The sequence below is a fragment of the Pantoea eucrina genome, assembly GCF_002095385.1.
Classification (GTDB): Bacteria; Pseudomonadota; Gammaproteobacteria; order Enterobacterales; family Enterobacteriaceae; genus Pantoea; species Pantoea eucrina.
In genome coordinates this window covers 12,542-25,178 of the sequence record NZ_MIPP01000019.1, presented here as the reverse complement: position 1 = coordinate 25,178, position 12,637 = coordinate 12,542, and the positions used below count along the sequence as shown (strand labels likewise).

Genomic DNA, 12,637 nt, shown 5'->3' with positions numbered 1-12,637 from the left:
GCGTATCGCTTAATGGCGTTTACACATACCCCATTAGCCTTAGCATCGACCGCGCCTCATGCATGGCTTCATTGCGATGGGTCACTCCCAGCTTCTGATAGAGGTTGCGGATATGGGTTTTAATGGTGGTGGCGGCGACATCAAGCTCGCCGGCAATCTGCTCATTGCTGTAACCGGAATAGATCAGACCCAGCACCTGCCATTCGCGCTGCGTCAGTGGGCTGGTGCGGACCAGCTCCGGAACATCGGGGTGGTTGAGTAAACGGCTGACAAAGCCCTCATCAAAATGGGCAAATTTATGCCGGTGATACTTATTAATTTCGTGCAGGATGCGGCGGGCGCGATGTTCATCTATCTCTTCCAGCACCGAAAGCTGCAACAGCTGCCGCAGCTGCTGCGCCATGATCTCGCCCTCAATCACAAACTGACTCATAAACCCTGTACTGCGCGCCAGCTTCAGGGCGGCAATCAGCACCCGCTGTGCATCGGGTTTACGATTAGTCTGCCAGTAAAGCTGATTAAGCAGCAGCAGGTTGCTGTTAAAATCGCTGGTGAGCTGAAGCGTCCGGGCATTCTCATTCAGCTCATCCAGAATCACTTCCGCCTGAATCAGATCGCCCGCCAGAAGCTGTGCCCGCGCCACGTTACGCCACTGCTCCTGTAAGAAGTGATTATTGGCGCTGGCCGGCCGGGAGGTAACGCGCAGCCACTGACTGGCGCTGGCGCTATCCCCGGTCAGCTGCCAGTAAAGGATACGCGCTTTATCCGCGTTGGCGATCCAGTCGATATGCAGCGTGCCATTATTGAGCAGATTCTCCAGCCGGGTAATGTGCGACCGGGCATTATCCAGATTACCCCGCGCCAGCGAGCACTGGATCAGCAGTCCCAGACACTGGATCTGCTGCTGCGGAGGAAAGCCGCGCAGTACCTGCATACCACTGCGAGCCGCCTGTTCAGCTTCATCAAGCCGACCCCAGGCCCAGAATAGCTGCGCGCGAATGCGTAACAGAAACTCATGCAGCGGAAATTGTGCGAGATGCTGTTCGTGAACCAGACGAAACGCCTTTTCCTGCATCTCCCATGCCGATTGTAAAAATCCCTGCGCAAACAGAATCTCGCTCTGCTGGATCAGGCTCCAGAGAACGTAGTGCCAGGTCTCTTCCTGCCGCGCCATCTGCTCTGTCTGACGCATCAGCGCCAGTGAATCAGCCAGCTCTCCTTTACAGTGCATGACCTCACCGTGGACAGAGGTCGCGACAATGCGGCTGTAGCTTTTCGACGCCGGCAGCAGCTGCAGAGCAAGACGCGCCAGCTGCGCGGCCTCTTCCGCATTGCCATCGTTAATGGCCACCTGAGCGCGTATTGCGTGCAGCTCGCCCTGCAGGGAGGCATCCATCTCACAGCAGCGCTGCTGTTCAAACTGCGCCAGCAGGCTGTTAACTTCGGAAAAACGATGCTGGCTCTGCATCAGCCACGCCTGCAGCAGCACCAGCTCCGGGTTTTCCAGCAACAGTGGCCATGGCAGAACCCGCAGGGAAGACTCCAGCAGCGCCAGTTCGCTTTGATTAAACAGGGTCCAGGCGTGCTCCAGCAGCACGTCGCGCAGCATATCGGTATCACCCGAGGCCAGGGCATGGTGGATCGCCTCGCCCGGGAAACCCTGCCTCATCCAGCCTCGCGCCGCCGCACGATGCAGGGCCGGCAGCTCCGCGCTAAGCTCCCACTGACAGCGCTGGCGCAGAAAACTGCCAAACAGTGGATGGTAGCTGAACCACTCGCCCGCATTATCCATGCGCTGCAAAAACAGCCCCTGCCGCTCAATCTCCTCCAGCCGCATGCGGCCATTATTTTCACCCGTGACTGACGTCACGAGGGCATCATTCATCGAGCGCAGCAGCGCACTCTTCAGCAGGAACTGGCGGGTATCGGCATCGACAGTATCCAAAACCTCCTCAACCAGATAATCGGTGAGATGGCTGGCGTTGATGCCTGATAAACGGCGCGCGGAGTCCTGCGCTGAGCCTGCGCCCTGCCGGGCTGAGATAGCAATCAGCTGCAGTGCGGTCGCCCAGCCAGCCACATCATCACACAGCTGGTCGCTCTCTTCACCGGGCAGCGGCGCCTGCAGCCGGTTATCAAAAAATTGTTTAGCTTCATCGTGCGTAAAGGCGAGCTGCTGGCTGCTCAGCTCCAGCAGCTGTTCACGCACGCGCAAATTGGCGATGCCCAGCTGTGGCAGACCGCGCGACAGCACCACCAGGGTCAGATTTTCCGGCTGATGCTTCAGAAAAAAGCGCATCGCCTCATGAATAACCGGATTGGTAATATGATGGTAATCGTCAATAACCAGCCAGGCCGGACGCTGATAGTCAGCCAGCTCAATAAACAGCTGCGAGAAAAGCGCATTGAGATTAACGTAGTGCCGCTTTTGCGCCAGTGATTCACTGCGGCTGCAGCTGCCCTGAGTGGCCTGCTGCAGCGCAGCAATCAGATAGTCAGCAAACCGTTCCGGCTGATTATCCCCCTCATCCAGCGAATACCAGCCCAGGTCGCGCTTTTCTGCCGCCCACTGCGAAATCAGCGTGGTTTTACCGTACCCTGCGGGACTGGTAATCAGCACTAACCGGTAAACGGCGGCGGCATTCAGTTTCTGCAGCAGACGGCTACGGACCACCATGGCGTCATGGCGCACAGGACGACTCAGTTTTGACGGGATCAACATCGACGCACGCTCCTCCGTTAACGTCTGCGCAGTATTATTTTACGCTTCGTAATTATTCGACATACACGTTATCCATACGCCATCTTAATGCAAGCGAACTCAGCAGCGCGGCTTAACAAAAGCGAGGGGTATCACACTCCTGTCACGCTTTCGGAGTTTCCTTACCCTCTCCTCCCTCTCTATCCTCCTGCCTGAATAGTGCCGGGGAGGAGGAGATACACAACCGGCGCAGGCAAAATGCACGCTGACCTCTTCCTCTGACGGATGCTTAAGCCATGACCCAGTTACCTTTTGATTCCGACCGTTTTACTGCTGCCCTGACGCGACAGTGGCAGCGCTTTGGCCTGCCCGACGCGCAGGCGATGAGCCGGCAGCAGTGGTGGCATGCCCTGAGCGGTGCGCTTGCCGAACTGCTGGCTGAACTGCCCGCGCAGCCGGCAGCGGGACCGCAGCGCCACGTTAACTATATTTCGATGGAGTTTCTCACCGGCCGTCTGACCGGCAATAACCTGCTTAACCTCGGCTGGTACCCGGCGCTGAACGATTTGCTGCAGCAACAGGGGCAGTCGCTGAGCGATGTGCTGGAACAGGAGATCGATCCGGCGCTGGGAAACGGCGGTCTGGGCCGCCTGGCCGCCTGTTTTCTCGATGCGATGGCAACCACGGGTCAGCCCGCTATCGGTTATGGCCTCAATTATCAGTATGGACTGTTCCGGCAGCATTTCAGCGACGGCGCGCAGCAGGAGCGGCCGGATGACTGGGGGCGAAATCGCTACCCCTGGTTTCGCCATAATGCGGCGCTGACGGTAACGGTTAATCTGGGCGGCAAGGTGAAAACTGAGCAGGGAAAAAACCGCTGGATCCCGGCGTTTCAGCTGCAGGGTGAGGCCTGGGATCTGCCGGTTGTGGGTTACCAGAACGGGGTGGTTCAGCCGCTGCGCCTGTGGCAGGCGAGCCACGCGCAGCCATTTGACCTGCAGCGGTTCAATAACGGCGATTTTTTGCGGGCGGAAAAGCAGGGCATTGATGCAGAGAAGCTGACTAAAGTACTCTACCCTAACGATAACCATCAGGCGGGTAAGAAACTGCGCCTGATGCAGCAATATTTTCAGTGCGCCTGTTCGCTGGCGGATATTCTGCGCCGCCATCAGCAGGCGGGTCACGCTATTGACACGCTGGCCGATCGCGAAGTCATTCAGCTCAACGATACGCATCCCACTCTGGCGATTCCGGAACTGATGCGCCTGCTGCTGGATGAGTATGATTTCAGCTGGGAAAGCGCCTGGCAGCTGACGCAGCGCACCTTCGCCTATACCAACCACACGCTGATGCCGGAGGCGCTGGAGTGCTGGGATCTGACGCTATTCCGTACCCTGCTGCCGCGCCACATAATGATTGTGAATGCCATCAATGCGGCACTTAAGCAGCAGGTTGAGGCGCAGTGGCCCGGTAATGCTGCCATCTGGGCCAGACTGGCGGTGGTGCATAATCATCAGGTGCGTATGGCTAACCTCTGCGTGGTGACCTGTTTTGCCGTTAACGGCGTTGCTGCCCTGCACTCAAAACTGGTGACAGAGGATCTTTTTCCGGAATATCACGCGCTCTGGCCGGCGAAATTCCACAATGTGACAAACGGCGTGACGCCGCGCCGCTGGATCAACCAGTGCAACCCGGCACTGGCTGCACTGATCGACCGCTCGCTGAATAAACCCTGGCTGACCGATCTCGACGCGCTGCGCGCGCTGGAGCCGCTGGCAGAGGATGCCTCATTCCGCGCAGAATATCGCGCCATCAAACAGCAGAACAAACGCGATCTGGCACAGTGGGTGGAACAGAAAACCGGCATTGTGATCAATCCGGACGCGCTGTTTGATGTACAAATAAAACGGCTGCATGAGTACAAGCGTCAGCATCTGATGCTACTGCATATTATTGCGCTGTGGCAGACGCTGGTCAGCGATCCGCAGGCCAACCTGGCGCCGCGCGTGATGCTGTTTGGCGCAAAAGCTGCACCTGGTTATGCGCTGGCCAAAAATATTATCTATGCCATTAACAAAGTTGCCATGACGATAAATGCTGACCCGCGCGTGGGCGATCGGCTGAAAGTGGTGTTTATCCCGGACTATAACGTCTCGGTCGCAGAAAGGCTGATCCCGGCAGCCGATCTCTCGGAACAGATCTCCACGGCCGGCAAAGAGGCGTCAGGCACCGGCAATATGAAACTGGCGCTGAACGGCGCCCTGACTATCGGTACGCTGGATGGCGCTAACGTGGAGATTGCCCGCGAGGTTGGCGACGAGAACATCTTTATCTTTGGCCATACCGTGGAGCAGGTCAGCGCGCTGAAGAGCGCGGGCTACGCCCCGGCAGTCTGGCGCAAAAAAGATAAACAGCTGCATCAGGTGCTGACGGCGCTGGAGGATGGCACGTTTAGCGACGGCGATTGCACGGCATTTGATGCGCTGGTGAAAAGTCTCGGGGCGGAGGGTGGCGATCCTTATCTGGTACTGGCCGATTTCCGTCACTATCTCAATGCGCAGCAGGATGCAGAAAAACGCTGGGCCGATAGTGAAGCCTGGACCCGCGCGGCGATCCTGAATACCGCACGCTGCGGCATGTTCAGCGCCGATCGCGCTATTCGTGACTATCAGCAACGAATCTGGCAGGCGGTGCGCTGAAGATGACAATGACAACGCTTACTCCGGCAGCGCTGATCGCGCCGGAATATATTGATGCTCACGGCAGACCGCGCCGCATTCCGGCCGCCACCGAGCAGTGGCTGCACACGATCATACAGCCGCCTCTCGCTACACCGTCAGCGCTGCCCCCGGTAGCGATTTTTCGTGGCGGAGAAGCCGTGGTAGTAGAGCCAGCGCTGAGCGGGGCGGCAGCATGGGAGCTGACCAGTGAAGCGGGCGAGCGCTGGTCAGGTGAGTGCCAGCCTGGTGAAACGCTGCGGTTGCCGGCACTGCCGGAAGGCTATCATCAGCTGACCCTGACGCAGCCGGCGCTGCTGTCGCGCTGCAGCCTGATTGTTGCGCCACCGCGCTGCTATGAGCCACCGGCATTGCTGGCCGGCGACAAGCTCTGGGGCTGCTGCGTGCAGCTCTATACGCTACGATCGCAGCACAACTGGGGCATCGGCGACTTTGGCGATCTGCGCCAGATGGCGGCAGAGATCGCGCAGCGCGGCGGCGCATTTATCGGGCTTAATCCGCTGCACGCCCTCTTTCCGGCTAATCCTGAGGGTGCCAGCCCTTACAGCCCCTCCTCGCGCCGCTGGCTGAATGTGCTCTATATCGACGTCAATAGCGTGGAGGATTTCAGACTCAGTGAGGCGGCGCAGGCGTGGTGGCAGCAGCCTGATACCCAACAGCGGCTTGCGGCCGCGCGTGACAGCGAATACGTGGATTACGCCGCCGTTACCGCGCTAAAGCTGGAGGCTTACGCCTTGCCTGGAGACAGTTCAGGCGACGTTCGCCGGATGAACCGGTAATGCAGGAATTTGATGCGTTTGTTAAAGCGGGCGGACAGAGCCTGCTGAGTCAGGCGTTGTTTGATGCGCTGCAGGCGCACCAGCGCGCCAAAAATCCTGCGCTGTACGGCTGGAAAAGCTGGCCGGAAGCGTATCAGCATCCCGACAGCGCCGCCGTGCTGGCGTTTCGTATTGAACATAGCGACGAAGTACGCTTTTACCTCTGGCTGCAGTGGCTGGCTGCCTCTCAGTTCGCGGCCTGCTGGTCCGTGTGCTGCGCGCAGCAGATGCCGGTTGGCCTCTACCGCGATCTGGCGGTAGGCGTCGCACAGGATGGCGCAGAGACCTGGCGCGAACGCGATCTCTATTGTCTGCAGGCCAGCGTGGGTGCGCCGCCCGATATTCTGGGGCCGCTGGGGCAAAACTGGGGGCTGCCACCGATGGATCCGCAGATCCTGACAATGCGTGCGTTTACCCCGTGGATCGATCTGCTGCGGGCCAATATGCGCGACTGCGGCGCGCTGCGCATTGATCACGTAATGGCACTGCTGCGCCTCTGGTGGATCCCGCAACATGAGAAGGCCGCTGAGGGCGCCTACGTTCACTATCCGGTTGATGCCCTGCTGGCCATTCTTGCGCTGGAGAGCCAGCGCCATCGCTGTATGGTGATAGGTGAGGATCTGGGCACCGTACCGGAAGCGATTGTCGCTAAGCTGCGCGACAGCGGCGTCTACTCCTACAAAGTGCTCTACTTTGAGCAGACGGCAACGCGCGCGTTTCGCGCGCCGGAAGCCTGGCCACGGCAGGCGATGGCGGTTGTCACCACGCATGATATGCCTACCCTGCGCGGCTGGTGGCAGAGTGATGACTTAACGCTGGGCAGCAGGCTGGGACTCTATCCGGATAAAGCGATCCTGGCGGGTCTGTACCGCGAGCGCGCGGCGGCAAAAAAGGCGCTGCTGCATACGCTGCAGCAGCAGGGAGCGCTGGCGCACCGCTATCCGCTTCAGCGCGGCCGTGCGCCCATGCGCCGCGCGATAAACCGTGCGGTTCACCGCCTGGTGGCGGCCAGTAACAGCGCCCTGCTTGGCCTGCAGCCGGAGGAGTGGCTCGATATGGATCGGCCGGTAAACGTGCCCGGTACGGTGGACAGTTACCCTAACTGGCGCCGCAAGCTCACGCTGTCGCTGGAGGCGATGTTTACGGATGAAGGGATTACGCACCTGCTGCAGGAGGTCAGTCACGTGCGTCAGCGGCACCCCTGATCAGACGCCCCGGACCGGGGCGGTTTCTGCAATAAAAAAGGTGCGCCGGAGCGCACCAGGTGCTGCAACTCAGCACTGTCGGGGCAGGTTCACCCCTTGCCTTTTACACTGCTGATAAACGTTTGCCGCGCTGAGGTTGACCCCAGTCGCTCGGCCTCATTCAGAAGCTTCAGCGCTTTATCAATGTTGCCCTGGCTGACCGCCTGACGGATATTCTGATTGAAGTAACTTTCGGTGTCGTTTTCCAGCGGCACCGGCTTCACGGCAGAGGCGGGACGCACGGCAGCGGGCGCAGGCGCCTGAGTATTGCCGATCACAACCGGAGCCGATGCCGATGAACCGAACAGCGGGCCGACCAGAATAGAGGACGCGGAACTGGTGGAGACTTTCAGCTTCAGCCTGCCGCTCTGGCTGTGTGTGGCAACCGGATCGGGAATATCAGGAACCGCATGGCCGGTGCCTTTCGCGTAAGCTTTGGCCGGATCGACCAGCGTGGTGGTCTGGGTCAGATCCCGGTCGGTGGTAAAGACCAGCAGATAAATTTTCTGCTGTCCCGGCACCGGCGTCAGTTTCATTACGCCTTCAAGACGATCGGCGCTCATGACGCCCGGCTGCTGGTAAGCAAAGAACTGCGACGGGAACCACGCTGCCGGACGCAGGTTTTCATCGAGCACCAGTACATTAGGCGCGAACACGCGGTTGTCAGCAACCTCACTGCTCAGCGTAACGGTCAGCTCACCCTGACTGGCTGGCAGACTATACGCCGCAACCGGACCACGGATCCCCGGCAGAGCATCTCCGGTGCCGCTGTCGCGCAGCTGAGTGGTTACCGCACGCGACGTGTCAGCAGGTTGCCAGTTCAGGCGCTGCAGAGTTTCAGGTGAAACGGCGGGCGCGGTGGAGAGATCCTGCGGCACCAGATTAATATCAGCGACAGCGGGCAGCGTAACGCCGGTCAGCAGCGCAGCGCTCAGGCAGAGCGCGGTAAGCGTTTTTTTCATCGTTTTATCTCTGATAGCTGGAGGAAGCGCCGGCACCAGGCAATGGCCAGCGCTGCCTAATCGGTGAACCGCACCGACGGGTGCGGCCATTCTGTTACAGGGTAACGCTGAGGTTTACCACCAGATTTCCATCTGTGCGCCAAAGCTCCACTCGTCATTGTCGCCCCGGCTGTTGGTGAACAGGCCGTTACCGGTGCTGTCAGCTGCGGCCAGCGTGGTCAGGTTGCCATCCGCATTTTTGCTATAGCCCCACTTCTCATCCCATTTGGCATAGGTTGCAAACAGGCGCAGCGCCGGACGGGACCAGATGCTGTCGCCCGCCTGCCACTGCTGGGCCAGGGTAATTTTGTACTGCCCGTTGCGATCGCCGACCTGCTGCGACTTCACGTTGTCGTAGCCCAGCTCAAGCAGCGTGCTCATGATAGGCGTCCATTTGTACATCGGGCGCACGCCCACGGTGTACCACTCGTTGCCGCGATTATTATCGAGGTCGGTGTTCTGATACATCGCGACGTACATCAGGTCCCAGCGCTCGGCCAGCGAGATGGCACCGTGATCCAGCACGCGGTACATCTTGCCGTCGTTATTGATATTCGTGCCCTGCGGCAGCCCTTTGCCCTGCGAAGTCAGCGCGTCTGTTGCGTACTGAAGTACAAACTTGTTGTAGCCTTTCAGCATGCTCTGCGTATGTTCGGCGGTGAAGAGCCAGCCATCTTTGGACGCGCCATCCTCCAGACGATACCCGTCGCGCGCATTAGCACGGCCATAGTCGACGCCAAGTTCCAGCACGCCATCCGGGTTGGTCTCCAGACCCGCCAGGCGCACATCAAACACGTCGTTCGCGGTGCTGGTTGCGTAGTCGCGGATGCGATCGCTGGAGAAGGTGTAGGAGCCGCCCGCTTCTGATGAGCGCGTGGCGGCGAAAGAGAGTTTGCCGAAGCCGAGGTCAACATCTTCCAGGCCTGCGCCGGGACCGGAGATATCCCAGTAGTAGAAGTCGATCATATGCACGTCGTGACGCTGATAAAAGCGCTTACCGGCCCAGATAGTAGAGCCTGGCAAAGCATCAATCAGGTTTTTGCCTTTAACGTTGGCTTCGCGGAAGGCAGGTGAAGTTGCCTCCCAGTCATTCTGCTGCGATACGGAGTAGGCAACGTTGGTGTCAAAATAGAAACTCTTATCGCCCTCCTTCCAGACTTCCTGTCCCAGCTTAAGCTCGGCGTAGGTTTCACATTCGTTACCCAGACGGTACTTACTTTGTGCGCCGGTCGCCTGGAAGCACTGTTGTTCACCGCCGCTGCCGGTCCAGCCAATGCCGGAACGGGCGTAACCGGTGAAGTCCACCGCCATAGAGGAGGCGGACAGGGTACCCGCAGCGATAGCGATCGCCACGGGGAGTTTGCGCAGAGTTATCATTTATTTATCTCCTGAGATCATTGCTTTTATTGTTTTGCAGGGTACACACCAGGCTCCTGATGCAGCCTGCGACAGGCGCTGCCATCTTCACGAAACAGATGACAGCGTTCCGGCGGCAGGCCGATGCCCATCAGGGCGCCCTCTTCTGCCAGCACCACGTCCTCCTGGCGATAAACCAGGTTTTGACGGATGGCGGGGATTTGAATGTGGATTTGCGTTTCATTGCCGAGCTGCTCAACGACCTGCACCTCTCCCTCCAGCGTGACATCGGCGATGTCGCTGGAGAGCAGATGCTCAGGCCGGATACCCAGCGACATGTTGCTGCCGATCTGCATGCCGGTGCTCTCGACCGGCAGCCAGACCAGCTGATTGTTGGGCAGACGCACCTGAACCTGATCGATTGCGGTGGCGGTTACTTTTACCGGAAGGAAATTCATCCGCGGGGAACCGATAAATCCGGCGACAAAGCGATTGGCGGGGTAGTGATAAAGTTCCAGCGGTTTGCCAATCTGCGCGATGCGCCCTGCTTCGAGCACCACAATTTTGTCGGCGAGCGTCATCGCTTCTACCTGATCGTGGGTAACGTAGATCATGGTGCGCTTCAGCCGTTTATGCAGTCGCGAAATTTCAATGCGCATCTGGACGCGCAGCGCGGCATCAAGGTTGGATAACGGCTCGTCGAGCAGAAAAACGCGCGGTTCAGCCACCAGTGTCCGGCCAATCGCCACCCGCTGCCGCTGACCGCCAGAGAGCGCTTTGGGCCGCCTGTCCAGCAGATGCGCCAGCTGCAGCACCTCGGCTACCTGGTTTACACGCTGCTGGATCTCGGCGCGCCTGACGCCGGCCAGCTTCAGGCCAAAGGACATATTTTCCGCAACGTCCAGATGCGGATAAAGCGCATAGGACTGAAACACCATGCCGATCCCGCGCTCTGCTGGCGGTACCTCATTCATGCGCTTGCCGCCTATCAGCAGGTCGCCTTTAGTGATGGTTTCAAGCCCGGCAATCATCCGCAGCAGGGTCGACTTACCGCAGCCGGAGGGTCCGACAAACACCACAAATTCACCTTCGGCAATCTCAAGATTGATATCTTTCGAGACTTCGGTTTCACCCCATGTTTTGGAGACATGACGTAACGCAACGCTCGCCATAATACTTTTCCTCTCAACGTGCCCTGTTGGCTGATATGACTGCTGGCCGATTCTGTGGCTCATCATGAAAGCCCCGGCAGCCGCTGACATCCTCCACCACAACGTGAATGCACGGGGGATGAGCCGGGAGGAGGAGAAAGGATGCGTGCCGGCTGCCAGCTGCCGGATGAAGAAATTTTTGTGATGTCAGACGCAGAAAAAAGCGGGAGAAAGTGTGCGCCAGCCCATAAAAACAGGGATTTTTGCAAGCAGGATCACGCGTTTACGCCTGCAGGCGTAGAGAGCAGGAGGATGAAACCGTGCTGCAGAACCTGACAATAAACGGGACGCTTACTTCCCGCTTTCGTTTACAGGATGGACTTATGACAATGAAAACCGTCTCGCGCTTATTCGCCCTCTCCGCGCTCTCCGCCGTGCTGTTCTCTGCTTCGGCTCTCGCAAAGATCGAAGAGGGAAAACTGGTTATCTGGATCAACGGTGACAAGGGCTACAACGGACTGGCCGAGGTTGGCAAAAAATTTGAGCAGGAGACCGGCATCAAAGTCACCGTGGAACATCCGGATAAGATGGAGGAGAAGTATCCGCAGGTGGCCGCCACCGGTGATGGCCCCGATATCATTTTCTGGGCTCACGACCGTTTTGGCGGCTATGCGCAGTCAGGTCTGCTGGCGGAGATCTCACCTGACAAAAATGTGCAGGACAAGCTGTTTCCCTTTACCTGGGATGCGGTGCGCTACAACGGCAAGCTGATTGGTTATCCGGTATCGGTCGAGTCCCTCTCGCTGATTTATAACAAAGATCTGGTCGCCGAACCGCCAAAAAGCTGGGAAGCCATCGCCGATCTGGACAAGCAGCTGCGCGCCAAAGGCAAGAGCGCCATCATGTTTAACCTGCAGGAGCCTTACTTCACCTGGCCACTGCTGGCGGCAGGCGGTGCCTATGCTTTCAAACCCACTCAAAGTGGATTTGATATCAAAGACACCGGCGTGGATAACGCCGGGGCGAAAGCGGGCATGCAGTTCCTTGTGGATCAGGTCAAAGCCAAAGTGCTGAATGCGGATACCGACTACTCCATCGCTGAAGCGGCATTCAATAAAGGGCAGACGGCGATGACGGTTAATGGTCCGTGGGCGTGGAGCAACATCGACAAGAGCGGCATCAAATACGGGGTGACCACCCTGCCAACGCTCAATGGCAAACCCTCTAAAACCTTTGTCGGTGTACTGAGCGCCGGTATCAACGCCGCCAGCCCCAACAAAGAGCTGGCAAAAGAGTTTCTGGAGAACTATCTGCTGACCGACAGCGGGCTTGAGGCGGTCAATAAAGACAAGCCGCTGGGCGCCGTGGCGCTGAAATCGTATCAGGCAATTCTGGAGAAAGATCCGCGTATCGCCGCCACCATGAGCAACGCACAGAACGGCGATATCATGCCAAACATCCCGCAGATGTCCGCCTTCTGGTACGCCATGCGCACTGCCACCCTTAACGCGCTGAAAGGACGCCAGAGCGTGGACGCCGCGCTGAAAGATGCGCAGACCCGTCTGAACAAGTAAACCCTGTCTGAAGCCGGCGCTGTCCGGCTTTTTATCAGCTGTTGAGGAATTTCG

Annotated in this window: 6 protein-coding genes and 1 pseudogene; 3 read left to right on the top strand and 4 right to left on the bottom strand. The window is 58.6% G+C overall.

Annotated elements, in window-relative coordinates; translation table 11 throughout:
* Positions 1–19: 19 nt before the first annotated feature.
* Positions 20–2,722, bottom strand: a complete 2,703-nt coding sequence (gene malT, locus HA43_RS10125) for an HTH-type transcriptional regulator MalT (RefSeq protein ID WP_094111591.1) — start codon at positions 2,720–2,722, stop codon at positions 20–22.
* Positions 2,723–2,997: 275 nt separating this feature from the next.
* Here malT and malP point away from each other — a divergent pair, with 275 nt between their 5' ends.
* Together malP and malQ are read left to right on the top strand one after the other, a co-directional pair.
* Positions 2,998–5,400 carry a maltodextrin phosphorylase gene (gene malP, locus HA43_RS10120; protein ID WP_094111590.1) on the top strand — a complete coding sequence of 801 codons (2,403 nt, stop codon included), beginning with the start codon at positions 2,998–3,000 and terminating at the stop codon, positions 5,398–5,400.
* 2 nt (positions 5,401–5,402) lie between these two features.
* A pseudogene (malQ, locus tag HA43_RS10115) lies at positions 5,403–7,462 on the top strand (4-alpha-glucanotransferase).
* 89 nt (positions 7,463–7,551) lie between these two features.
* Here malQ and malM read toward each other — a convergent pair.
* From malM to malK, 3 genes are all read right to left on the bottom strand, one after another.
* Positions 7,552–8,463, bottom strand: coding sequence for a maltose operon protein MalM (gene malM / locus HA43_RS10110; RefSeq protein WP_040113488.1), 912 nt, complete (start codon positions 8,461–8,463; stop codon positions 7,552–7,554).
* Between the two features lie 114 nt (positions 8,464–8,577).
* Positions 8,578–9,879, bottom strand: a complete 1,302-nt coding sequence (locus HA43_RS10105) for a maltoporin (RefSeq protein WP_040113487.1) — start codon at positions 9,877–9,879, stop codon at positions 8,578–8,580.
* 26 nt (positions 9,880–9,905) lie between these two features.
* A complete protein-coding gene (malK, locus tag HA43_RS10100; protein ID WP_094111589.1) occupies positions 9,906–11,030 on the bottom strand; it encodes a maltose/maltodextrin ABC transporter ATP-binding protein MalK in 1,125 nt (374 codons plus the stop codon).
* Between the two features lie 362 nt (positions 11,031–11,392).
* Here malK and malE point away from each other — a divergent pair, with 362 nt between their 5' ends.
* Positions 11,393–12,583, top strand: coding sequence for a maltose/maltodextrin ABC transporter substrate-binding protein MalE (gene malE, locus HA43_RS10095; RefSeq protein ID WP_071668331.1), 1,191 nt, complete (start codon positions 11,393–11,395; stop codon positions 12,581–12,583).
* Positions 12,584–12,637 lie beyond the last annotated feature (54 nt).